A 23398-nucleotide genomic window follows, 5' to 3' on the forward strand; every position below is an offset into this window, starting at 1 on the left:
ATGGACCAGGCACCACCTGCCGTACAGGCGGAAGGCGTTGTCAAACGCTTCGGGCCCACCGTGGCGCTCGACGGGGTCCGGCTCACCGTGCAGCCGGGTGAGTCGCACGCCCTGGTCGGGCGCAACGGCGCCGGAAAGTCGACCCTGGTCAGTGTCCTGACCGGACTCCACAAGGCGGACGCGGGCACGGTCGCCTTCGGCGGGGAGCCCGCGCCCGCCTTCGGGGACACCGCGGCCTGGCAGTCGAAGATCGCCTGCGTCTACCAGAAATCCATGGTCGTCCCGGATCTGACCGTCGCGGAGAATCTCTTCCTCAACCGCTTCGACGACAAGGCACGCTGGATCAGCTGGGGCAGGCTCCGCAGCCGCGCGCAGCGGCTGCTGGCCGAGTACGGTGTAGAGGTCGACCCCAGCACCCGGGCACGCGATCTCGCCGTCGAGCAGCGGCAGTTCGTCGAGATCGCCAGGGCGCTGTCCTTCGGCGCCCGGCTGATCGTCCTGGACGAGCCGACCGCCCAGCTCGACGCCCGGGGCATCGGGAGGCTCTTCGACAAGCTGCGGGAACTGCAGAGCCAGGGAGTGGCGTTCCTCTTCATCTCCCACCACCTCCAGGAGGTGTACGAGCTGTGCACGGCGGTCACCGTCTACCGTGACGCCCGCCATGTGCTGACCGCCCCGGTCGCCGACATCGCCAAGGCGGAGCTGGTGGCGGCGATGACCGGCGAGCAGTCCGCCGGTGCCACCGCCTGGCACGCGGGCGGCAGTGGGGCCGCGGCACGGGACGGATCGGCCGACCCCGTGCTGCGTACCGAAGGGCTCACCGTCCAGGGCCAGTTCGAACCACTGGACCTGGAGGTCCGCCCCGGCGAGGTGCTCGGCCTGGCCGGATCGGCGGCGAGCGGCAACACGGCCCTGGGCGAGACCCTGGCCGGCATGCGGAAGGCGGGCGGCGGCACCGTCCGGGTGCACGGCAGGGCCGTGCGCTCCGGCAGCGTGCCGCACGCGCTGGACGCCGGGATCGGCTACATCCCCGAGGACCGGCACGACCAGGGCCTCGTCCTGGAACGCAGCGTCGCCGAGAACGCCACGCTCACGGTCACCGACCAGCTCGGCCCGTGGGGGACCGTACTGCCCTCCCGTACCAGGGAGTTCGCGCGCTCGATGATCGCCTCGCTGGACATCAAGACACAGGGGCCCGAACAGCCCGTCTCCGGACTCTCGGGCGGCAACCAGCAGAAGGTGGTGGTGGCCAGGGCGCTGGCCCGTGAACCCAGCGTGCTGGTGGCGGTGCGGCCCACCGCGGGCGTGGACATCAAGTCCAAGGACTCGCTGCTCGGAGTCGTACGGCGGGTCGCCGACGAGGGGAACGCCGCAGTGATCATCTCGGACGAGCTGGACGATCTGCGGGTCTGCGACCGGGTGCTCGCCCTGTTCCACGGACGCGTGGTCGCGACATTCGCAAGCGGGTGGAACGACGGGGAGCTCGTCGCCGCCATGGAAGGTGTGGGGGAGAGGGAATGACCGGCACGGTACGGCCCCTGACGGCCGACGGCATCGACAGCGGACCGAAGGGCTCCCCGGCCGGCGAAAGGCCGCTGGACCGGCTCAAGCTGATCAGGTGGAGCGACTTCTCGCTGGTACCGGTGATCCTGGTGCTGATGGTGATCGGGTTCATCGTCTCGCCGGTGTTCCTGACCTCCGAGAACCTGATCAGCGTCGTCCAGCAGTCCTCCGAGCTGAGCCTGCTGGTGCTGGGCCAGGCGCTGATCCTGATCTGCGGGCGGATGGACCTGTCGCTGGAGTCGACGATCGGCATCGCGCCGGTCGTCGCGATGTGGCTGGTGCTGCCCGCCGAGGGCGGCCGCTTCGCGGGCCTGGGGCTGCTGCCCACGTGGTCGGCGATCCCGCTCTGTCTGCTGGTCGGCCTGGTCATCGGCGCGGTCAACGGCTTCCTGATGCTGAAGCTGAGGGTCAACGGCTTCATCGCCACGCTCGGCATGCTCACCATGCTGCGCGGCCTGCACATCGGCATCACCGAGGGCAAGTCCATCACGGACGTCCCGGAGTCCTTCCGCTACCTCGGCAAGAGCGAGTGGCTCGGCGCACCGGCCGCCGTCTGGATCTGCCTCGCGCTGTTCGCCGTCGGCGGCGCCGCGCTGGCCTGGCTGCGCCACGGCCGCTCGCTGTACGCCATCGGCGGCAACCCGGAAGCGGCGCGCGCGGCGGGCATCCGGGTGGACCGGGTCACCTGGATCGTGCTGGCCGTCGGCGGCCTGCTGGCGGCCTTCGCGGGCATCCTCTACACCGGTCACTACGGATCGGTCGCGGCGACCCAGGGCAACGGCTGGATCTTCCAGGTGTTCGCCGCCGCGGTCATCGGCGGCATCAGCCTCAAGGGCGGCCGCGGCACGCTGTTCGGGGCGCTGACCGGTGTGCTGACGCTCCAGCTGGTGGTCAATGTGATGACCCTCGGCGGTGTCCCGGCGCTGTGGAACCAGTTCCTCAACGGCGCGATCATCATCGTCGCCCTGGTCATCTCCCGCTTCGCGAGCGGCGAGAAGCAGGACTGAATCCCGCTTCCCGAACGCCGGACGGTGCAGATCCAGCCCGTCCGGCGTTCGAGGTCCGGGGGTCCGGTCCGGAGCCCCGGGTCCGTCCAGCCCCGCGCTACAGCGACGACCGCAACCACTGCTCCACGCTCGCCACATGCACCGTCGCCCAGGCCCGCGCGGCCTCCGCGTCCCGGTCCCGCAGCGCCGACACGATCGCCCGGTGCTCGTGGAGCGTCCGGGTGACCGCGTCCTCCTGCGTCAGCCCGCGCCAGACCCGCGCCCGGGTCGTCGGCCCCGACAGCCCGTCGAGCAGCGAGCAGAGCACCGAGTTCCCGGACGACTGCACGATGCCCCGGTGGAACTCCAGATCGCTGGCGACCAGCTCCTCCACCGAGGGCTGCGCCCCCAGCGCATCCAACTGAGAGCTGAGCGCGTCCAGTTGGGCCTCGCTGATCCGGGTGGCGGCCATCGCCGTCGCGGCGGGCTCCAGGATCCTGCGGACCGCGAGGAACTCCAGCACCGTGTCGTCGCGGTGGAAGTCCACCACGAAGCTCAGTGCCTCCAGGAGCAGCTGCGGATCGAGGCTGGTCACATAGGTGCCGTCGCCCTGGCGCACATCGAGAATGCGGATGAGCGAAAGAGCCCGCACCGCCTCCCGGAGCGAGTTGCGGGAGAGCCCGAGCTCCGCCGCGAGTTCGCTCTCCTTGGGGAGCCGGTCGCCGGGGCGCAGCGCACCCGAGACGATCATTCCCTTGATCTTCTCGATCGCCTCGTCGGTGACAGCCATGACGGTCCTCCTGGATCCGGACTGGAATCAGAACTGGAATCAGAACTGGGTTCAGACATCCGATGTATCCCTTCATTATGCGGGTCGGAGGAGGCGGATGAACCAGGTCTGCCGCAGGTCGTCCAGGGTGCGGGCGGCCGGACGCCCGCCGGGGTCAGTCCCAGAGCGTGGACGGTGCCTCGCGCCGCACCACCGGAGCGATCTCCTCCGCGAACCGCTGGAGCGTCTCGGCCTGCTCGTCGGCGCTCAGCCCGAAGCCGTCCACGCCGACCGACTGGAGGTCGTGCCCGTACACCTCGTGCCAGCCGAGAATCTTGTCGGTGATCTGCTGCGGGCTGCCGATCAGCTGGGGCCCGTCCGCGATGGCCTCCTCGATCGTCCGGAACGGTGTGTTGTACCCGGCCCTCCCTTCCAGGTGCGGCCGGAAGGACTGTGCCACCTTCGCCTCGTACAGCTCCTTGTAGCGCTCCACGGCCTGCTGCGAACTGTCGGCGATCAGCAGCCCGCCCGAGCCCGCGGCCACATGCGCGCGGGCCGGATCGTGGCCGTACGCCTCGAAGCGCTCCCGGTAGTGGTCGATCAGCCGGGCGTACGCCGCACGGGGCTGGACGGCGTTGGCGGTGAAGAGCGGATCGCCGTGGCGCGCCGCCAGTTCGGGGGATTCGAGGCTGGTCGCCGAGCCGTGCCAGACGCACGGAGGTCCCGCGTACGGGCGCGGCAGGGTCGTGGTGTTCTTCAGGGCGGGCCGGAACTCGCCCTCCCAGTCGACGCCCTCCTCGCTCCAGAGCCGGCGCAGCAGTTCGTACTTCTCCTTCTGGAGGTCCCACTGCCGCTCCTCGTCGAGCCCGAAGAGGTCGAAGTGGCCGGCCTCCGCACCCTTCCCGACGACCAGCTCGATCCGGCCCCCGGAGATCTGGTCGAGCGTCGCGAAGTCCTCGGCCACCCGCACCGGATCGAGGATCGCGACGACCGTGACGCCGGTCAGCAGCCGGATCGTGGAGGTACGGGCCGCCAGCGCGCCGAGCACCACACCCGGGCTGGACGAGAGGAACGGACCGGCGTGCCGTTCACCGATCGCGTACGCGTCGAAACCGAGCCGTTCCGCGACGACGCCGGTCCCGATCACTTCCTCGAACCGCTCGGCGGGGGAGGGGAGCCGGTGGTTCAGCGGGTGCGGGGCGTGGCCGATGAGGGAGAGCACAGAGAATTTCATGGTTCAACTGTCCCCGTGCCGTATTGCGCCCGTATGGCAGCCGTGTGGCGCGTCGGCAGACCGTGCCGTTCCGGACACGCGGGAAGGGGCGGCCTCCCCCGCGGGAGCCGCCCCCTCGACCTACGTCCCCGTACCCGTACGTACGTCCTCGTCAGTCCCGGTCGCCGAGCATCGACTCGACGCCCGCCCGGATCTCGTCCGTCGCCAGGCCCCGGATCGTGAGCGTGGTGCGGCGGCGCAGCACGTCGTCCGCCGTCTCGGCCCACTCGTGGTCACGGGCGTAGGCGACCTGCGCCCAGATCTCCGGCGCGTCCGGGTGGATGCGCTCGGCCAGCGCCGGGTTCTCGTTCGCCATCCGGGCGATGTCGAAGGAGAGCGAACCGTAGTGCGTGGCGAGGTGCCGCGCGGTGTCGGCCGACATCCGGGGACCCGGCGCGGCGCCGTCGATCAGCAGCCGGTGCGCCACCGCGTTCGGGTTGGCGATGCCGGGCAGCGGGAGCTTCTTCGGCAGCCGCGAGATCGGCTCCATGTCCTCCGCGAGCGGGTGCCCGGGGAGCGCGGCCAGCTTGCTCATCACCGTACGGCCGATGTGGCGGAACGTCGTCCACTTGCCGCCCGCGACCGACAGCATCCCGCCGCGCCCCTCCGTCACGACCGTCTCGCGCTTGGCCTTGGACGTGTCGCCGGGGCCGCCCGGCAGCACCCGCAGACCGGCGAAGGAGTACGTGATCAGATCGCGCGAGAGCTGCTGGTCCCGGATGGAGAACGCCGCCTCGTCGAGGATCTGTGCGGTGTCCTTCTCGTTGACCGCGACGTCCGCGGGATCGCCCTCGTACGCCTCGTCCGTCGTGCCGAGCAGCAGCATGTCCTCCCACGGCAGGGCGAACGTGATGCGGTACTTGTCGATCGGGGTGGCCAGCGCGGCCTTCCACGGACGGGTGCGCTTCAGGACTAGGTGCGCGCCCTTGGACAGGCGTATGGAAGGCGCCGCGTCCGGGTTCTCCATCCTGCGCAGGTGGTCGACCCACGGCCCGGTGGCGTTCAGCACGAGACGGGCGTTGACACCGAACTCCGTGCCGTCCAGGCGGTCCTCGAGATCGGCGCCGGTCACCCGGCCCCTGGTGAACCGCAGCCCGGTCACCGCCGCGTGGTTGAGCACGACCGCACCCGCGTCGACGGCCGCGCGCACCGTCATCAGCGCCATCCGGGCGTCGTTCATCTGGTCGTCGCCGTAGACCGCGACGGCCTTCAGGTTGTCCGTACGCAGCTCCGGCACATCGCGCCGGGCCTTCGCCGGGCTGATGACATGCCCGACGCCGTCACCGAACGCGGAGAGCGCCGAGTAGGCGAACACCCCCGCGCCGAGCTTGGCCGCGCCGTGCGGGCCGCCCTTGTAGACCGGCAGGTAGAAGGTGAGCGGATTGGCCAGGTGGGGGGCCACCTGGCGGGACACCGCACGGCGCTCGAAGTGGTTCTCCGCGACCAGCTTCACCGCGCCGGTCTGCAGGTAGCGCAGACCGCCGTGGAGCAGCTTGGAGGAGGCGGAGGAAGTGGCGCCGGCGAAGTCGCCGGCGTCCACCAGAGCCACCCGCAGCCCGGACTGCGCGGCGTGCCAGGCGGTGGAGATGCCCAGGATGCCGCCACCGATCACCAGGAGGTCGTACGCCGCCTTGGACAGCTGCTCCCGGGTTTCGGCACGGCTCGGGAGGGAGCCGGAGGCCGGGTGGGTCCCGAGGGCCGGGACGCTCTGCAGGGTGGTCATGTCGATTACTCCTCGTCTTCGATCCAGCCCATGGTCCGTTCCACGGCCTTGAGCCAGCTCTTGTACTCGCGGTCGCGGGTGTCCGCGTCCATGCGGGGGGTCCACTCGGCGGCCCGGCGCCAGTTGGCGCGCAGCGCGTCGGTGTCCGGCCAGAAGCCGACGGCCAGACCGGCGGCGTAGGCGGCGCCGAGGCAGGTCGTCTCGGCGACCATGGGCCGCACCACGGGCGCGTCCAGGAAGTCGGCGAGCGTCTGCATCAGCAGGTTGTTGGAGGTCATGCCGCCGTCGACCTTCAGGGCGGTCAGCTCGACCCCGGAGTCCTTGGTCATGGCGTCGGTGATCTCGCGGGTCTGCCAGGCGGTGGCCTCCAGGACGGCACGGGCGATGTGTGCCTTGGTGACGTACCTGGTCAGACCGGCGATGACACCGCGGGCGTCGGAGCGCCAGTACGGGGCGAACAGACCGGAGAACGCGGGCACGAAGTACGCGCCGCCGTTGTCCTCGACCGAGGAGGCCAGGGTCTCGATCTCGGCCGCGGACTTGATCAGGCCCATCTGGTCGCGCATCCACTGCACCAGCGAACCGGTGACGGCGATGGAGCCCTCCAGGGCGTAGACCGGCTTCTGGTCGCCGATCCGGTACCCGACGGTCGTCAGCAGCCCGTTGTACGAGTTGACGGGCGTCTCACCGGTGTTCATCAGCATGAAGGTGCCGGTGCCGTACGTGGACTTGGCCTCGCCCTCGGAGAAGCAGGTCTGGCCGAAGAGGGCCGCCTGCTGGTCACCGAGCGCGGACGCCACCGGGACCCCGTCGAGCACGCCGCCCTTGGCGTTGCCGTACACCTCGGCGGAGGAACGGATCTCGGGGAGCACCGCGGCCGGGATCTCCATCGACTGCAGGATCCGCTCGTCCCACTGCATCTCGTGCAGGTTCATCAGGAGGGTGCGCGAGGCGTTGGTGACGTCGGTGACGTGGACGCCGCCGTCGGTGCCGCCGGTCAGGTTCCAGATGACCCAGGAGTCCATGGTGCCGAAGAGGATGTCGCCGCGCTCGGCGCGCTCGCGCAGCCCCTCGACGTTGTCGAGCAGCCAGCGGACCTTGGGGCCGGCGAAGTAAGAGGCGAGCGGCAGCCCGGTCTCGCGGCGGAAACGGTCCTGCCCGACATTGCGGCCGAGCTCCTTGCAGAGCGCGTCCGTCCGGGTGTCCTGCCAGACGAGGGCGTTGTGGACCGGCTCACCGGTGTTCTTGTCCCAGAGCAGCGTGGTCTCGCGCTGGTTCGTGATGCCGATCGCCTTCACGTCGGCGGCGGTGATGCCCGCCTTGACGATGGCGCCGGCCACGACTTCCTGGACGTTCTCCCAGATCTCGGTCGCGTTGTGCTCGACCCAGCCCGGCTTCGGGAAGATCTGCTCGTGCTCCTTCTGGTCGACGGAGACGATCCGGCCGTCCTTGTCGAAGACGATGCAGCGGCTGGAGGTGGTGCCCTGGTCGATGGCCGCGATGAACGGGCCGGTGGTGTGTGCGTCGGTCACGGTGTGCTCCCGGAAGTCTGTGTGGTCGTGAGGGTTGCGGCTCTGGGCGCCACGGCTCAGGCGAAGGCGACGTTGTAGAGGCCGCCCGCGATCGCGCCGCCGATGAGCGGTCCGGCGACCGGGATCCACGCGTAGCCCCAGTCGGAACCGCCCTTGTTCGGCAACGGCAGCAGCGCGTGCACGATACGCGGACCGAGGTCGCGAACCGGGTTGATCGCGTAGCCCGTCGGGCCGCCGAGCGAGAGACCGATACCGACGACCACCAGGGCGGTGACCAGCGCGCCGAGCGTGCCCAGACCGTTGCCCTCGTTGTTCAGGCCCTGGGTGAGGATCGCCAGGACGAGCACGACGGTGGCGATGATCTCCGTGACCAGGTTCTGCACGGCGTGGCGGATCTCGGGACCGGTGGAGAAGATGCCCAGGACCGGCCCGGCCTTCGGGGCGGAGGCCTTGTCGACCATGCCCTCTTCACCCGTGTGGGCGGACAGGATCTCCGGATCCGTGAGGTGTGCCCGGAACTGCCCGTAGTACGTCAGCCAGACCAGCACCGCGCCGATCATCGCGCCGAGCAGCTGGGAGCCGAGGTACAGCGGAACGTCGCTCCACTCGGTGCCGCCCTCGATCGCGAGACCGATCGTGACCGCCGGGTTGAGGTGCGCGCCGGAAACCCCACCGGCCAGATACGCGCCGGTCAGCACGGCGAAACCCCACCCGAAGGTGATGGCCAGCCAGCCGGCGTTCCGCGCCTTGGAGCGCTTGAGAGTGACGGCGGCACAGACACCGCCGCCGAGCAGGATGAGCACGGCGGTACCTATGGTCTCGCCGATGAAGATGTCGGAGCTGGACACCCGCGACTCCTTTGTCCTTCGTCCAGGGAAGCCGAACCCCGGGTCCCTCCGGTGGTCCGCGCCCTCGTGGGAGGGCGTTTTCCGGCCCTTGGCGCTGTCACACCCTAACGCTGTTTCCGTTTGGTGTTCGACAATGCCGACCGATGAACGGCAATGCTTCCCCCAGGTGAATCGGGCGTCAAGGGTTGTGTGGCCTATAACTCGATCGTTACCGGGTGGCGCGGCGCCGCGGTGCTCAGAAGCGCCCGGCGCCCAGGTCCCTGGAGACCGCACGGGCGCAGTCGCGCACCGCGGCGATCAGCTCGGGGCGCAGCTCCCCGTCGGCGCACACCCGCTCCACCGCGCCGGTCACGGCCACCGCGCCGACCGGCATCCGCCGCCGGTCGTGGATCGGGGCGGCCACCGCGGCCACGCCCTCCCAGGTCTCCTCCACGTCGGCCGCCCAGCCGCGCGCCCGGATCAGGTCGAGCATCGTCTCGAACTCCTCCGGATCGGTGACGGTGCGCGGCGTGAAGGACTGCCGCTCGGCCTCCATGGCCTCGGTGTGCGCCACCGGGTCGTACGCCGAGAGCACCTTGCCCAGGGCCGTGGAGTGCAGCGGCTGCATGGCCCCGACCTCCAGGACCTGCCGGCTGTCGTCGGGGCGGAACACGTGGTGGACGATGAGGACGCCCTGCTGGTGCAGCACGCCCAGATGGGCGCTCTCGCCGCTGGAGCGGGCCAGGTCGTCCGTCCAGACCAGTGCGCGGGCCCGCAGCTCGTGGACGTCCAGATAGCTGTTGCCCAGGCGCAGCAGCTCGGCGCCCAGCTGATAGCGGCCGGACGCGGCGTCCTGCTCGACGAAGCCCTCGTGCTGGAGCGTGCGCAGGATGCCGTGCGCCGTGCCCTTGGCCAGGCCCAGTGAAGAGGCGATGTCGGAGAGCCCCAGCCGACGCTCGCCGCCTGCCAGCAGGCGCAGCATCGCCGCCGCCCGCTCCAGCGACTGGATGTTCTTGGCCATCGCGCCGTACTCCTCCACCTCGGTTCGACAATGCTGAACACTATCGGTCGATGTCGACCCCCGCTCGATCGCGCGGCAAAACCGCGACACCGCTGCGAACCGGACATCCCCCCGCACAGCATGCAGTCCGTTCCGTGGGACGGAGTGACGGCCCCGGGCGTCGCCCGGCTACGCTGGCCTGGTGCGCCTTCCACCGAAGACGCAAAGCCGACAGCCGTCGCATCCCAGGGAGTACATCCATGGCCTCGTCGCCGACCCCTTCCGCCGACAGCCGGAACCGAGCCGAAGCCCTCCGCGAGGCGCTCGCCACCCGCGTGGTGGTGGCCGACGGTGCCATGGGCACCATGCTCCAGGCGCAGGACCCGACCCTTGAGGACTTCCAGAACCTCGAAGGGTGCAACGAGATCCTGAACGTCACGCGCCCGGACATCGTGCGTTCGGTGCACGAGGAGTACTTCGCCGCCGGCGTCGACTGCGTCGAGACGAACACCTTCGGCGCGAATCTCGCGGCCCTGGGCGAGTACGACATTCCCGAGCGGGTCTTCGAGCTCTCGGAGTCCGGTGCGCGGATCGCCCGCGAGGTCGCCGACGAGTTCACCGCGTCGACGGGACAGCAGCGGTGGGTGCTGGGCTCGATGGGCCCGGGCACGAAGCTGCCGACGCTGGGCCACGCCCCGTACACCAAGCTCCGCGACGCCTACCAGCAGAACGCCGAGGGCATGATCGCGGGCGGCGCCGACGCCCTCCTGGTCGAGACGACCCAGGACCTGCTCCAGACCAAGGCCTCCGTCATCGGCGCCCGGCGCGCCCTGGAGGCCACCGGGGCCAACCTCCCCGTGATCTGCTCCGTCACCGTCGAGACGACCGGCACCATGCTGCTCGGCTCCGAGATCGGCGCGGCGCTCACCGCCCTGGAACCGCTCGGCATCGACCTCATCGGCCTGAACTGCGCCACCGGCCCCGCCGAGATGAGCGAGCACCTGCGCTACCTCGCCCGGCACTCCCGCATCCCGCTGTCCTGCATGCCGAACGCCGGTCTCCCCGTGCTCGGCAAGGACGGCGCGCACTACCCGCTGTCCCCGTCCGAGCTCGCCGACGCCCAGGAGACCTTCGTCCGGGAGTACGGCCTCTCGCTGGTCGGCGGCTGCTGCGGCACGACTCCGGAGCACCTGCGCCAGGTCGTCGAGCGGGTCCGCGGCGTGGCCGTCACCCCCCGCGACCCGCGCCCCGAGCCGGGCGCCGCCTCCCTCTACCAGACCGTCCCGTTCCGCCAGGACACCTCGTACCTCGCGATCGGTGAGCGTACGAACGCCAACGGGTCGAAGAAGTTCCGCGAGGCCATGCTCGAAGCCCGCTGGGACGACTGCGTGGAGATGGCCCGCGACCAGATCCGCGAGGGCGCGCACATGCTCGACCTCTGCGTCGACTACGTGGGCCGCGACGGTGTGGCGGACATGGAGGAGCTGGCCGGCCGCTTCGCGACCGCGTCCACCCTCCCGGTCGTGCTGGACTCGACGGAGCTGCCCGTGCTGCGGGCCGGTCTGGAGAAGCTGGGCGGGCGTGCCGTTCTGAACTCGGTGAACTACGAGGACGGTGACGGTCCGGAGTCCCGGTTCGCCAAGGTCACGGCGCTGGCCGTGGAGCACGGTGCCGCACTGATCGCGCTGACGATCGACGAGGAGGGCCAGGCCCGCACCGTCGAGCACAAGGTCGCCGTCGCCGAGCGGCTGATCGCGGACCTCACCGGCAACTGGGGCGTCCAGGAGTCGGACATCCTCATCGACACCCTGACCTTCACCATCTGCACCGGCCAGGAGGAGTCGCGGGGCGACGGCATCGCCACGATCGGGGCGATCCGTGAACTGAAGAAGCGCCACCCCGACGTGCAGACCACCCTGGGCCTGTCGAACATCTCCTTCGGTCTCAACCCGGCTGCCAGGGTCGTGCTGAACTCGGTCTTCCTGGACGAGTGCGTCAAGGCCGGCCTCGATTCCGCGATCGTGCACGCCTCGAAGATCCTGCCCATCGCCCGCCTGGAGGAGGAGCAGGTCAAGGTCGCGCTCGACCTGATCTACGACCGCCGGGCCGAGGGATACGACCCGCTCCAGAAGCTCATGGAGCTGTTCGAGGGGGTCAGCACGAAGTCGATGAAGGCGGGCAAGGCCGAGGAGCTGCTGGCCCTGCCGCTGGACGAGCGGCTCCAGCGCCGCATCATCGACGGCGAGAAGAACGGCCTGGAGGCCGACCTCGACGAGGCGCTCACCACCACGCCCGCCCTGGACATCGTGAACAACACCCTCCTGGAGGGCATGAAGGTCGTCGGTGAGCTGTTCGGTTCCGGGCAGATGCAGTTGCCGTTCGTGCTGCAGTCCGCCGAGGTGATGAAGACCGCGGTGGCCTATCTCGAACCGCACATGGAGAAGTCGGACGCCGAGGGCAAGGGCACCATCGTCCTGGCCACGGTCCGCGGCGACGTCCATGACATCGGCAAGAACCTCGTCGACATCATCCTGTCCAACAACGGCTACAACGTCGTCAACCTCGGGATCAAGCAGCCCGTCTCCGCGATCCTGGAGGCCGCCGAGGAACACCGCGCCGACGTCATCGGCATGTCCGGCCTCCTGGTCAAGTCGACCGTGATCATGAAGGAGAACCTCCAGGAGCTGAACCAGCGCAAGCTGGCCGCGGACTTCCCCGTGATCCTCGGCGGCGCGGCCCTGACCCGCGCCTACGTCGAGCAGGACCTCCACGAGATCTACGAGGGCGAGGTCCGCTACGCCCGCGACGCGTTCGAGGGCCTGCGGCTGATGGACGCGCTGATCGCGGTCAAGCGCGGGGTCCCGGGCGCGGTCCTGCCCGAGCTCAAGCAGCGCCGGGTGCCCAAGCGCGACACCGCGGTCCTGGAGGTCGACGAGCCGCAGGAGGGCGTGCGCTCCGACGTCGCGGTCGACAACCCGGTCCCGACCCCGCCGTTCTGGGGCACCCGCGTCGTCAAGGGCATCCAGCTCAAGGAGTACGCCTCCTGGCTCGACGAGGGCGCCCTCTTCAAGGGCCAGTGGGGGCTGAAGCAGGCCCGCACCGGCGACGGACCCACGTACGAGGAGCTGGTGGAGACCGAGGGCCGCCCGCACCTGCGCGGCTGGCTCGACAAGCTCCACACCGAGAACCTCCTGGAAGCCGCCGTCGTCCACGGCTACTTCCCGTGCGTGTCCAAGGGCGACGACCTGATCCTGCTCCACGAGGACGGCTCGGAGCGGACCCGCTTCACCTTCCCCCGCCAGCGCCGCGGCCGCCGCCTGTGCCTCGCGGACTTCTTCCGCCCCGAGGAATCCGGCGAAACCGATGTGATCGGCCTCCAGGTCGTCACCGTCGGCTCCAGGATCGGCGCCGAGACCGCGAAGCTCTTCGAGGCCAACTCCTACCGCGACTACCTCGAACTCCACGGCCTGTCCGTCCAGCTCGCCGAGGCCCTCGCCGAGTACTGGCACGCCCGGGTCCGCGCCGAGCTGGGCTTCGGCGGCGAGGACCCGACCGACGTCGAGGACATGTTCGCCCTGAAGTACCGGGGCGCGCGCTTCTCCCTCGGCTATGGGGCCTGCCCCGACCTGGAGGACCGCGCGAAGATCGCCGAGCTGCTCCAGCCGGAGCGGATCGGGGTGCATCTCTCGGAGGAGTTCCAGCTGCATCCGGAGCAGTCCACCGACGCGATCGTCATCCACCACCCGGAGGCGAAGTACTTCAACGCGCGGTAAGACGCAGTTCAACGCGAGGTAGCACGACAAGTCGTACACTTGTCGGCCCAGTGCAGGCCGGTCGCCCTTCCCACGGGAAATGGCGGCCGGCCTTCTCGTCCCTTACGGAAGGTGTGCCGGATGACCAGCACCGTCCCCGCGTCCCTGACCCGCACGGCCGAAGGCGCCGCGCTCCAGGCCGTCCTCCTCGACATGGACGGCACCCTCGTCGACACCGAGGGGTTCTGGTGGGACGCGGAGGTGGAGGTCTTCGCCGAGCTCGGGCACCAGCTCGACGAAGCCTGGCGGGACGTGGTGGTCGGCGGGCCGATGACCCGCAGTGCCGGCTACCTCATGGACGTCACCGGTGCGGACATCACCCTCGACGAGCTGACCGTGCTGCTCAACGACCGCTTCGAGAAGCGCATCGGCCGCGGTGTGCCGCTGATGCCCGGCGCGGCCCGGCTGCTCGCCGAACTGGTCAGGCACGACATTCCCACGGCCCTGGTCTCTGCCTCGCACCGGCGGATCATCGACCGGGTACTGGAGTCGGTGGGCCGTCACCACTTCGCCCTCACCGTCGCGGGCGACGAGGTCTCCCGTACGAAGCCGCACCCGGAGCCGTACCTCTTCGCTGCTTCCGGCTTCGGCGCGGATCCCGAGTACTGCGCGGTCATCGAGGACACCGCGACCGGTGTCGCGGCCGCCGAGGCGGCGGGCTGCCGGGTGGTCGCCGTACCGTCCGTCGCCCCCATCGCCCCCGCGTCCGGCCGGGTGGTCGTACGTTCGCTCGAAGAAGTCGACCTCGCTTTTCTCCGGGGCCTGGTCACGGGAAAGCGTTGATCCGCATACCGAGAGTATTTCTGTGAATGAATAGAAAAGCTCTCGGCGGCGGATGGTGCGTTTTCTGTCGTGCGAGCGTGGGCGAGTCGGTGATCGAATAGGGGATTCGAACGGCCCTGGGCGTGAGCTTTGTCACCGGAAGAGCGGTCCGGGGGCTTTTCGAGATCCCCCGGCGCGTCCGATTTGGGGTGCTTAGGTGTCCTGGTTCATCCGGATATCTGCGGAACATTCCTGGTGCGGGGAAATGGCTCGCCGTTAATTCCCCGCACCACCCGATTGTGCGCCGGCAGTTCTCCGGTCCGGCATTGTCGACGATGCCTACTAATGTCGCCTTCTCCATGCCCGGATGAGGGAGAGCGTCCAAGATGAACCGCAAGACTCTGGTGCTGCCGGCCGTCGTCGGCCTGCTCGCGCCCGTACTCGCCGCCTGCGGCGCGTCGGGTGACGGGGGCGACGGCAAGGACGCCGTCGTCGTCGGTGCCACGGACCAGCTCGTCGCCTCCAAGGACAACCCCGCGCCGCTCGATCCCGCCATCGGCTACGAAGCCGGCGTGTGGAACGTGCTCCGGCAGACCGTGCAGACCCTGATGCACGTGCCGCGCGGCGGCGGCCTGCCGGTGCCCGAAGCGGCCGAGGGCTGCGCCTTCACGGACACCCAGAACGAGAGCTACCGCTGCAAGCTGCGCAGCGGCCTGGAGTTCGCCGACGGCAAGCCGGTCACCGCCGACGACGTGAAGTACTCGATGGACCGGGTCATCGGTATCCACGCCGCCAACGGGCCGGTCGCCCTGCTCGACAACATCGACACGATCGAGACGAAGGGCGAGCGGGAGGTCGTCTTCCACCTGCGCACACCGGACGCCACGTTCCCGTACAAGCTGTCCACCCCCGTCGCCGGGATCGTGCCGCGGAGCGCGTATCCGGCGAAGTCCGCACGGACCGGGTTCCGGGTGGACGGCTCCGGCCCGTACACCATGAAGGCGGAAACCCGGCACGACAAGGTCGTCAAGATCCACTTCACCAGGAACCCCCGCTACAAGGGGGACCTGAAGGTGCGCAACGACAAGGTCGAGCTGGACCTCTTCCCCGACGCGGCCGCGATGGGGAAGGCGTTCGACAGCAAGAAGATCGACATGATGGCCCGCACCATGACGCCCGCACAGGCCAAGCAGCTGCTGGAGAAGCCCGAGAGCGGCGTCGATCTCACCGAGATGCCCAGCTTCGCCATCCGCTGTCTCGGCTTCGACACCAAGGACCCGGCCGTCAAGGACAAGGCGGTCCGTCAGGCCATGGCCCAGGTCATCGACCGGGGCGAGATCGCGGGCAAGGTGTACGGCACCACGGCCGAGCCGCTGTACTCGCTGATCCCCTCCAGCATCGCCGGGCACACCAACTCGTTCTACAACAAGTACGGCGAGCCCAGCACCGCGAAGGCCGCGGCGATCCTGCGCTCGGCGGGCATCCGCACTCCGGTGAAGCTCACCCTGCACTACACGACCGACCACTTCGGTGTCGGCACCGCCGCAGAATTCCAGGCCCTGAAGAAGCAGTTCAACGACACCGGGCTGTTCGACGTCACCGTCAAGGGCACCCCCTGGGAGAAATTCCGCCCCGCCCAGGTCCGCGGCGACTACGCCGTCTACGGCATGGGCTGGTTCCCCGACTTCCCGGACCCCGACAACTTCACGGCGCCGTTCCTCGACCGGAACAACTTCCTCAACTCGCCCTACAAGTCGGCCCTGGCGCAGAAGACGCTCATCCCGCAGTCCCGCCGCGAGACCGACCGCAGCGCCGCGACCAAGACCTTCCAGCAGCTCCAGGACGTCGTCGCCACCGACGTACCCGTACTGCCGATCTGGCAGGGCAAGCAGTACGTCGCCTCCCGCGAGGGCCTCACCGGCGTCGAATGGGCGCTCAACGCCTCCGCCGACCTCCAGCTGTGGGAGCTGGCAGAAGACCCGCGCTGAGCCGGGAGGTGCCCCGGACCCGTCAGGCCGGGGCACCCGCCGCTCAGGTCACTGGGCGCCGGGGCGGACCAGGCCGCTCTCGTACGCGTACACCGCGGCCTGCACCCGGTCGCGCAGCCCGAGCTTGGTCAGCACATGGCCGACATGCGTCTTGACCGTCGTCTCGCTGACGAACAGATCCGCGGCGATCTCCGCGTTCGACAGGCCGCGGGCCACCAGCTTCAGCACCTCGACCTCGCGGTCGGTTAGCGTGTGCAGGGTGTCGGGCAACGGCTCCTCGCCGGACGGCAGATGGTCCGCGTACTTGTCGAGGAGCCTGCGGGTGATGCTCGGGGCGAGCATCGCCTCGCCCGCCGCGACCACCCGGATGGCCTGCACCAGCTCATTGGCCGGGGCGTCCTTCAGCAGGAAGCCGCTGGCACCGGCGCGCAGCGCCTCCACCACGTACTCGTCGAGATCGAACGTGGTCAGCACCAGCACCTTCGCCGGGCCGTCGCGGCCCGGTCCGGTGATCTGGCGGGTCGCCTCGACGCCGTCCATCCGGGGCATCCGGATGTCCATCAGCACCACATCGGGCTGCAACGCCCGCACCTGGTCGAGAGCCTGGAGACCGTCACCGGCCTCACCCACCACCGCGAGATCGCCCTCCGCCTCCAGGATCATCCGGAAGCCGGTGCGCAGTAGGGGCTGGTCGTCGACCAGTAGGACGCGGATAGCCACAGAGTCTCCTTCAGGGTCCTTCGGGGGCCACAGGCCGGCCGGCCTCAGTACGGACCGGATCCATTCTGCCCTGCACATCCTGCTCCGCCCCTGCCGGGCGGGCCGTCAACGGATAGACCGGGGGAGTGCCACCGAATTCGGGACAGACCGACCGGTGGTCGCACCAGCCGCAGAGCTTCGTCGGCCGGGGCCGCCACTCGCCCGTCTCCGTGGCCAGCCGGATCGCGTCCCACAGCGCCAGCAGCTTGCGCTCCACCCGCTCCAGGTCCGCCACCACCGGGTCGTACGTGAGGATGTCCCCGCTGCCGAGGTAGACCAGCTGGAGCCGGCGCGGCACCACACCCTTCAGCCGCCAGATCACCAGGGCGTAGAACTTCATCTGGAAGAGCGCGCCCTCCGCGTACTCCGGGCGCGGCGCCTTCCCCGTCTTGTAGTCGACGATCCGGACCTCGCCCGTCGGCGCCACGTCGATCCGGTCGATCACCCCGCGCAGCCGCAGCCCCGACTCCAGCTCCGTCTCGACGAACAGTTCCCGCTCGGCGGGCTCCAGACGCGTCGGATCCTCCAGTGAGAACCACCGCTCCACCAGGCTCTCCGCCTCCGAGAGCCAGCGCGCCAGCCGCTCGCCCCCGGCATCCTCGGCGAACAGCTCCGACAGCTCCGGCCTGGACTCCAGCAGCCGGTCCCACTGGGCGGGGATCAGCGCCGTGGCCCGGCCCGCAGTGCGTTCCACCGCGGGGTTGTCGAACAGCCGCTCCAGCACCGCATGGACCAGCGTGCCCCGGGTAGCCGCCTCGCTGGGCTTCTCCGGCAGTTTGTCGATGACCCGGAAGCGGTACAGCAGCGGACACTGCATGAAATCACTCGCCCGCGACGGAGACAGGGACGAAGGCGGCTGAGCGGGCCGCGGCAGGGAGGTCATGTCGAAGACCCTACGGCCCGCCACTGACAGCGGGCGGCATACCATCGACCACACAGCCTCGAACACTGCATGACCGTGCCGTAGGGCACCGACCGAAGGGACCCCGTGGACGAGAGCGGCGACAGCGGGCGGCCGCAGCCCGGTGCAGGGGGAACAACCCCCGGACCCGGCCCCGACAAGGACGAACCGCAGCGCCCCGAAGAGCCCGGAGGCGGCCTTCTCATGGGCCGCCCCTTCGGCGTGCCCGTGTACGTCGCGCCCAGCTGGTTCCTCGTGGCCGCGCTGATCACCTGGGTCTTCGGCGGCCAGCTCGAACGGGTGCTGCCCGAGCTCGGCTCGGCGCGCTATCTGGTCTCCCTCTTCTTCGCGATCGCCTTCTACGCCTCCGTGCTCGTCCACGAACTGGCCCACACGGTCGTGGCACTGCGCTACAAGCTTCCGGTGCGCCGCATCCAGCTCCAGTTCTTCGGCGGCGTCTCCGAGATCGAGAAGGAGTCCGAGACCCCGGGCCGCGAATTCCTGCTCGCCTTCGTCGGACCGCTGCTCTCCCTGGTGCTCGCGGGCCTCTTCTACATCGGGATGATGTTCGTCGAGCCCGGCACGGTGCCCGGCGTCCTGCTCGCCGGCCTGATGATCTCCAACCTCCTGGTTGCCGCCTTCAACCTCCTGCCGGGACTCCCGCTGGACGGCGGACGCATGCTCCGCGCAGTCGTCTGGAAGGTCACCGGAAAGCCGATGAGCGGCACCGTCGCCGCCGCCTGGGTCGGCCGCGCCCTCGCCGTCATCACCCTGATCGGCCTGCCGCTGCTCACCCACACCGGGACCTTCGGCAACGACCCCGGCGACCTCAGCGGCATGGACACCATCACCGACGCGCTGCTCGCCGCCATCCTCGCCGCGATCATCTGGACCGGGGCGGGCAACAGCCTGCGCATGGCCCGCCTGCGCGAACACCTCCCCGAACTGCGCGCCCGCACCCTCACCCGGCGCGCCGTCCCGGTGGAGTCCGCCACCCCGCTCTCCGAGGCCCTGCGCCGGGCCAACGAAGCCGGTGCCCGCGCACTCGTCGTCGTCGACGGCCACGGGGAACCGAAGGGCATCGTCCGGGAGACGGCCATCGTGGGCGTACCGGAACACCGCCGCCCCTGGGTCGCCGTCAGCGGTCTCGCCCAGGACCTCACCGAAGGCATGAAGGTCTCCGCCGAGCTGTCCGGCGAAGCCCTCCTGGACCGGCTCAAGGCCAGCCCGGCCACCGAGTACCTCGTCCTGGAGGAGACCGGCGAGATCTACGGAGTCCTCTCCACCGCAGACGTCGAACGCGCGTTCGTCGCCGCTCTGGCCAGGCCCGCCGCCTGACCGCCCGCCCCCGCCCCGGGCTCGCGGTCGGAGCCCGGGGAATCACCGGTACGCTGGTCACATGTCTGAACCGACCGGTGCCGCCCGCCGACGCGGGCCCTTCAAGGTCGGGGACCAGGTCCAGCTCACCGATCCCAAGGGACGCCACTACACCTTCACGCTCGAAGCCGGAAAGAACTTCCACACCCACAAGGGTTCTTTCCCGCACGACGAGCTGATCGGTGCTCCCGAGGGCAGTGTTGTCCGAACCACGGGAAACGTCGCCTATCTCGCGCTGCGCCCCCTGCTCCCCGACTACGTCCTGTCCATGCCCCGCGGCGCCGCCGTGGTCTACCCCAAGGACGCGGGGCAGATCCTGGCCTTCGCCGACATCTTCCCCGGCGCCCGCGTCGTGGAGGCCGGCGTCGGCTCCGGCTCGCTCTCCACCTTCCTGCTGCGCGCCGTCGGCGACCAGGGCATGCTGCACTCCTACGAGCGCCGCGAGGACTTCGCCGAGATCGCCCAGCAGAACGTGGAACGCTACTTCGGCGAACCGCACCCGGCCTGGCAGCTCACCGTCGGCGACCTCCAGGACAACCTCTCGGACACCGACGTCGACCGTGTCGTCCTCGACATGCTCGCCCCCTGGGAGTGCCTGGAGGCCGTCTCCAAGGCGCTGGTGCCCGGCGGCATCCTCTGCGCGTACGTCGCCACCACCACCCAGCTCGCGCGGACCGTCGAGTCCATCCGTGAGATCGGCTGCTTCGCCGAGCCGCAGCCCTGGGAATCGATGATCCGCAACTGGCACGTCGAGGGCCTGGCCGTCCGCCCGGACCACCGCATGATCGGCCACACCGGCTTCCTCGTCACCGCCCGCCGCCTGGCCGACGGTGTGGAGGCCCCGCTGCGCCGCCGCCGCCCCGCCAAGGGCGCCTACGGCGAGGACTACGACGGTCCCGGCAGCCAGAGCGGCGGCTCCTCCCGCGGCTGACCCGCGCAACGCACCGGCGCCGCCGTCGAGTTCCCGGACCGACCCGGGAACTCGACGGCGGCGCCCTTTCGTTGCCGGTCCGAGGGCACCGTCCTCGGACGTCCCGTAATCCGTGCCGACCCCACCGTTCCGCTGTTCTGTGAGGTGTGGCACGATGCTGGCCACTCATGCCGCCGCGGCAGCCCCACCGGTGGCGCCGCCCACCCGGGCGTCCTCGATCCACAGGAACCACAGGAGACATCCCGCGTGCAGCACTCCGAGCTCCCGGACCTCGCGCACACCGACACCAAGCCGCTGCACTGGCTCGCCACGGCGGCGGCCATGGCCGCAGTGGTCGCGGCCGCCGGCCTGCTCCAGCCGGACCCCTCGGCCTCGGCCTCCACCCCCCACCGCACCACGGCGCAGCACGGCACCACGACCGTCACCGCCCCCGACCCGGCGCAGGCGGACTTCCCCCTGGAATGCGGCGGGCTGGAGAACACCGTGGCCAAGCAGGCCACCGGCGACCTCGACGGTGACGGCCGCCCCGAGACCGTCGCGGTGGTCCACTGCGCGGCCGGCTCCGGCACCCCGCCCAGCGGCGTCTACGTCCTCACACGCGGAAGCGGGGCCGCACCGAGGGTCGTGGCGACCCTGGTGGACCCCGCTCAGGCGATGAGCATCAGCGATTTCGCGGTGCGTGACGGAATCATTTCGGCCACCCTGCTCGGCTACTCCTCCGACGAGGTCGCGCGCTGCTGCCCCGACCAGCAGGAGCGGGTCACCTGGCAGTGGAAGGGCGGCGCGTTCGTCCGCGCCACCCAGGCCGCCCCCGGCAACGCCTGACCGGTCACCGCGCGTGACCGGAGACCCGCGACCGCCGGGTCAGGCGGCCTCGGGGCCGTACACCTCGACGCTGTCCGAGACGCGACGGACGTGGATGCAGTCCCCCGGGCACTCCTTGGCCGAATCGACCACGTCCTGGAGGAGCGGCAGCGGAACGGGCGTCGTCGCGCCCGGGTCCTGCAACAGCTCGTCGTCGGCGCTCTTCACATAGGCCAGACCGTCGATGTCCAGCTCGAACACCTCGGGTGCGTACTGGACGCAGATTCCGTCGCCCGTGCAGAGGTCCTGGTCGATCCAGACTTCCAGGTCCTGCGCGTCGCCACCGATGGGAGCGTCCTGCTGCACGGTCATTTCTCCTGCCGTTTCCTGCGTTATCCGAACCAAAAGAAGCCAGCCCTGACGGGTGTTGAACGGTTCGACGATACAACCGGCAGCTTTCCGATGTTGAAGGGTGGGTATTCCCCTGACACGAGGGGGAACGCAAGGGTGAAGATCGGACACGCCCCGCAGTCTTTGTGATCTAGGGGTTTCAATCATCACCCACCCAGGTAGGGTCAGGAAGCGTCCAGCTCCCCTTGGAGGAGGTGAGGACCGTGGCAGCCCACGACGACGACATCAACCGCGGCATCCGGCCCGGGCGGGGGTCCGAAGACCCAGCCGGCCAGGTCGCCTATCTCGAGCAGGAAATCGCCGTCCTGCGACGTAAGCTCGCCGACTCTCCGCGCCATACGAGGATTCTCGAAGAGCGGATCGTCGAGTTGCAGACAAACCTGGCAGGCGTGTCCGCACAGAACGAGCGGCTCGCCAGCACACTGCGCGAGGCCCGCGACCAGATCGTGGCCCTCAAGGAAGAAGTCGACCGGCTCGCACAGCCGCCGGCCGGGTTCGGTGTGTTTCTTCAGGGCAACGAGGACGGCACCTGCGACATCTTCACCGGAGGCCGAAAGCTCCGGGTGAACGTCAGTCCCAGTGTCGAGCTCGACGACCTCCGGCGCGGCCAGGAAGTCATGCTCAACGAAGCGCTCAACGTGGTCGACGCCATGGAATTCGAGCGGGCCGGGGACATCGTCACCCTCAAGGAGATCCTTGAGGACGGCGAGCGGGCCCTGGTCATCGGGCACACCGACGAGGAACGGGTGGTGCGGCTCGCCGAGCCGCTGCTGGACATCACCATCCGCCCCGGCGACGCCCTCCTGCTCGAACCCAGGTCCGGCTACGTCTACGAAGTGGTCCCCAAGAGCGAGGTCGAAGAGCTCGTCCTCGAAGAGGTACCGGACATCGACTACGACAAGATCGGCGGCCTGGGCGACCAGATCGAACTGATCCGGGACGCGGTCGAACTCCCCTACCTCCACCCCGACCTCTTCAAGGAACACGAACTGCGTCCGCCGAAGGGCATCCTGCTCTACGGTCCCCCCGGCTGCGGCAAGACACTCATCGCCAAGGCCGTCGCCAACTCCCTTGCCAAGAAGGTCGCCGAGGTCACCGGCCAGCCGGCGGGCAAGAGCTACTTCCTCAACATCAAGGGTCCGGAGCTCCTCAACAAGTACGTCGGCGAGACCGAGCGGCACATCCGCCTGGTCTTCCAGCGTGCCCGTGAGAAGGCGAGCGAGGGCACTCCCGTCATCGTCTTCTTCGACGAGATGGAGTCGCTCTTCCGTACCCGCGGATCCGGTGTCAGCTCGGACGTGGAGAACACCATCGTCCCCCAGCTGCTCGCCGAGATCGACGGCGTCGAGGGCCTGGAGAACGTCATCGTCATCGGCGCCTCCAACCGCGAGGACATGATCGACCCCGCGATCCTGCGACCCGGCCGCCTCGATGTGAAGATCAAGATCGAGCGCCCGGACGCGGAGGCCGCGAAGGACATCTTCGCGAAGTACCTCACGCCCTCGCTGCCGCTGCACGCCGACGACCTCGCGGAGCACACCGGCTCCAAGGAAGCCGCCGCGCACGCCATGATCCAGTCGGTCGTCGAGCGGATGTACACCGAGTCCGAGGAGAACCGCTTCCTCGAGGTCACGTACGCCAACGGCGACAAGGAAGTCCTGTACTTCAAGGACTTCAACTCCGGCGCGATGATCCAGAACATCGTCGACCGGGCCAAGAAGATGGCCATCAAGGCCTTCCTCGACCAGGGCCAGAAGGGCCTTCGCGTCTCCCATCTCCTCCAGGCGTGCGTGGACGAGTTCAAGGAGAACGAGGACCTGCCGAACACCACCAACCCGGACGACTGGGCCAGGATCTCCGGCAAGAAGGGCGAGCGGATCGTCTTCATCCGCACGCTCGTCACCGGAAAGCAGGGCGCGGACACCGGTCGCTCCATCGACACGGTGGCGAACACCGGTCAGTACCTGTAGAACGCAGTCA

Annotated in this window: 18 protein-coding genes; 9 read left to right on the forward strand and 9 right to left on the reverse strand. The window is 69.6% G+C overall.

Annotated elements, in window-relative coordinates:
* Entirely contained in the window at positions 1 to 1521 is a 1521-nt protein-coding gene (locus OG842_RS31360; RefSeq protein ID WP_266736091.1) for a sugar ABC transporter ATP-binding protein, read from the forward strand.
* Complete coding sequence (locus OG842_RS31365; protein ID WP_266736089.1) at positions 1518 to 2570, forward strand: ABC transporter permease; 1053 nt, start codon at positions 1518 to 1520, stop codon at positions 2568 to 2570. Before OG842_RS31360 ends, OG842_RS31365 begins: the two co-directional genes overlap by 4 nt.
* 97 nt (positions 2571 to 2667) lie before the next feature.
* On the opposite strand, the gene OG842_RS31370 is transcribed toward OG842_RS31365, so the two are convergent.
* From OG842_RS31370 to OG842_RS31395, 6 genes are all read right to left on the reverse strand, one after another.
* A complete protein-coding gene (locus tag OG842_RS31370) occupies positions 2668 to 3339 on the reverse strand; it encodes a FadR/GntR family transcriptional regulator (RefSeq protein ID WP_266736088.1) in 672 nt (223 codons plus the stop codon).
* A 154-nt stretch (positions 3340 to 3493) separates the two neighbouring features.
* Positions 3494 to 4552 (reverse strand): LLM class flavin-dependent oxidoreductase, encoded by a 1059-nt coding sequence (locus OG842_RS31375; RefSeq protein ID WP_266736087.1) that lies wholly within the window; start codon positions 4550 to 4552, stop codon positions 3494 to 3496.
* 151 nt (positions 4553 to 4703) lie between these two features.
* The gene (locus OG842_RS31380; protein WP_266736086.1) at positions 4704 to 6314 is read right to left on the reverse strand and encodes a glycerol-3-phosphate dehydrogenase/oxidase; all 1611 of its coding nucleotides are present in this window, start codon (positions 6312 to 6314) and stop codon (positions 4704 to 4706) included.
* A gap of 5 nt (positions 6315 to 6319) precedes the next feature.
* Positions 6320 to 7846: a glycerol kinase GlpK gene (glpK, locus tag OG842_RS31385; protein WP_266421599.1), complete on the reverse strand. Its 1527-nt coding sequence runs from the start codon at positions 7844 to 7846 to the stop codon at positions 6320 to 6322.
* 56 nt (positions 7847 to 7902) lie between these two features.
* Entirely contained in the window at positions 7903 to 8694 is a 792-nt protein-coding gene (locus OG842_RS31390) for an MIP/aquaporin family protein (RefSeq protein ID WP_266736085.1), read from the reverse strand.
* 235 nt (positions 8695 to 8929) lie between these two features.
* The gene (locus OG842_RS31395) at positions 8930 to 9694 is read right to left on the reverse strand and encodes an IclR family transcriptional regulator (RefSeq protein ID WP_266736084.1); all 765 of its coding nucleotides are present in this window, start codon (positions 9692 to 9694) and stop codon (positions 8930 to 8932) included.
* A gap of 239 nt (positions 9695 to 9933) precedes the next feature.
* Here OG842_RS31395 and metH point away from each other — a divergent pair, with 239 nt between their 5' ends.
* The 3 genes from metH to OG842_RS31410 all read left to right on the forward strand — a co-directional run bounded on the left by metH (position 9934) and on the right by OG842_RS31410 (position 16235).
* Positions 9934 to 13446, forward strand: a complete 3513-nt coding sequence (metH, locus tag OG842_RS31400) for a methionine synthase (RefSeq protein ID WP_266736083.1) — start codon at positions 9934 to 9936, stop codon at positions 13444 to 13446.
* Positions 13447 to 13566: 120 nt separating this feature from the next.
* On the forward strand, positions 13567 to 14268 hold the full coding sequence (locus tag OG842_RS31405) for an HAD family hydrolase (protein ID WP_266736082.1): 702 nt from the start codon (positions 13567 to 13569) through the stop codon (positions 14266 to 14268).
* A 365-nt stretch (positions 14269 to 14633) separates the two neighbouring features.
* Positions 14634 to 16235 (forward strand): ABC transporter substrate-binding protein, encoded by a 1602-nt coding sequence (locus OG842_RS31410; RefSeq protein ID WP_266736080.1) that lies wholly within the window; start codon positions 14634 to 14636, stop codon positions 16233 to 16235.
* Between the two features lie 48 nt (positions 16236 to 16283).
* On the opposite strand, the gene OG842_RS31415 is transcribed toward OG842_RS31410, so the two are convergent.
* Positions 16284 to 16955: a response regulator gene (locus OG842_RS31415; protein WP_266736078.1), complete on the reverse strand. Its 672-nt coding sequence runs from the start codon at positions 16953 to 16955 to the stop codon at positions 16284 to 16286.
* 10 nt (positions 16956 to 16965) lie between these two features.
* Positions 16966 to 17811: a RecB family exonuclease gene (locus tag OG842_RS31420; RefSeq protein WP_266736076.1), complete on the reverse strand. Its 846-nt coding sequence runs from the start codon at positions 17809 to 17811 to the stop codon at positions 16966 to 16968.
* Between the two features lie 171 nt (positions 17812 to 17982).
* Here OG842_RS31420 and OG842_RS31425 point away from each other — a divergent pair, with 171 nt between their 5' ends.
* The 3 genes from OG842_RS31425 to OG842_RS31435 all read left to right on the forward strand — a co-directional run bounded on the left by OG842_RS31425 (position 17983) and on the right by OG842_RS31435 (position 21028).
* On the forward strand, positions 17983 to 19233 hold the full coding sequence (locus OG842_RS31425; protein ID WP_266736074.1) for a site-2 protease family protein: 1251 nt from the start codon (positions 17983 to 17985) through the stop codon (positions 19231 to 19233).
* Between the two features lie 61 nt (positions 19234 to 19294).
* Positions 19295 to 20203, forward strand: coding sequence for a tRNA (adenine-N1)-methyltransferase (locus OG842_RS31430; protein ID WP_266736072.1), 909 nt, complete (start codon positions 19295 to 19297; stop codon positions 20201 to 20203).
* Between the two features lie 246 nt (positions 20204 to 20449).
* A complete protein-coding gene (locus OG842_RS31435; RefSeq protein ID WP_266736071.1) occupies positions 20450 to 21028 on the forward strand; it encodes a hypothetical protein in 579 nt (192 codons plus the stop codon).
* 39 nt (positions 21029 to 21067) lie between these two features.
* On the opposite strand, the gene OG842_RS31440 is transcribed toward OG842_RS31435, so the two are convergent.
* Positions 21068 to 21379 carry a ferredoxin gene (locus tag OG842_RS31440; protein WP_266736069.1) on the reverse strand — a complete coding sequence of 104 codons (312 nt, stop codon included), beginning with the start codon at positions 21377 to 21379 and terminating at the stop codon, positions 21068 to 21070.
* A 242-nt stretch (positions 21380 to 21621) separates the two neighbouring features.
* Between OG842_RS31440 and arc the strand changes: the two genes are divergently transcribed.
* A complete protein-coding gene (arc, locus tag OG842_RS31445) occupies positions 21622 to 23388 on the forward strand; it encodes a proteasome ATPase (RefSeq protein ID WP_266736068.1) in 1767 nt (588 codons plus the stop codon).
* Positions 23389 to 23398 lie beyond the last annotated feature (10 nt).

Source organism: Streptomyces sp. NBC_00376 (genome assembly GCF_036077095.1).
GTDB lineage: Bacteria > Actinomycetota > Actinomycetes > Streptomycetales > Streptomycetaceae > Streptomyces.

Excerpts from the sequence above, each read along its gene's own strand:
- OG842_RS31360 (WP_266736091.1), top strand. The coding sequence starts at position 1 with ATGGACCAGGCACCACCTGCCGTACAGGCGGAAGGCGTTGTCAAACGC.
- metH (WP_266736083.1), top strand. The coding sequence starts at position 9,934 with ATGGCCTCGTCGCCGACCCCTTCCGCCGACAGCCGGAACCGAGCCGAA.
- OG842_RS31440 (WP_266736069.1), bottom strand. The coding sequence starts at position 21,379 with ATGACCGTGCAGCAGGACGCTCCCATCGGTGGCGACGCGCAGGACCTG.
- OG842_RS31370 (WP_266736088.1), bottom strand. The coding sequence starts at position 3,339 with ATGGCTGTCACCGACGAGGCGATCGAGAAGATCAAGGGAATGATCGTC.
- OG842_RS31410 (WP_266736080.1), top strand. The coding sequence starts at position 14,634 with ATGAACCGCAAGACTCTGGTGCTGCCGGCCGTCGTCGGCCTGCTCGCG.
- OG842_RS31380 (WP_266736086.1), bottom strand. The coding sequence starts at position 6,314 with ATGACCACCCTGCAGAGCGTCCCGGCCCTCGGGACCCACCCGGCCTCC.
- OG842_RS31365 (WP_266736089.1), top strand. The coding sequence starts at position 1,518 with ATGACCGGCACGGTACGGCCCCTGACGGCCGACGGCATCGACAGCGGA.
- OG842_RS31395 (WP_266736084.1), bottom strand. The coding sequence starts at position 9,694 with ATGGCCAAGAACATCCAGTCGCTGGAGCGGGCGGCGGCGATGCTGCGC.
- OG842_RS31375 (WP_266736087.1), bottom strand. The coding sequence starts at position 4,552 with ATGAAATTCTCTGTGCTCTCCCTCATCGGCCACGCCCCGCACCCGCTG.
- OG842_RS31430 (WP_266736072.1), top strand. The coding sequence starts at position 19,295 with ATGTCTGAACCGACCGGTGCCGCCCGCCGACGCGGGCCCTTCAAGGTC.
- OG842_RS31420 (WP_266736076.1), bottom strand. The coding sequence starts at position 17,811 with ATGCAGTGTCCGCTGCTGTACCGCTTCCGGGTCATCGACAAACTGCCG.
- OG842_RS31405 (WP_266736082.1), top strand. The coding sequence starts at position 13,567 with ATGACCAGCACCGTCCCCGCGTCCCTGACCCGCACGGCCGAAGGCGCC.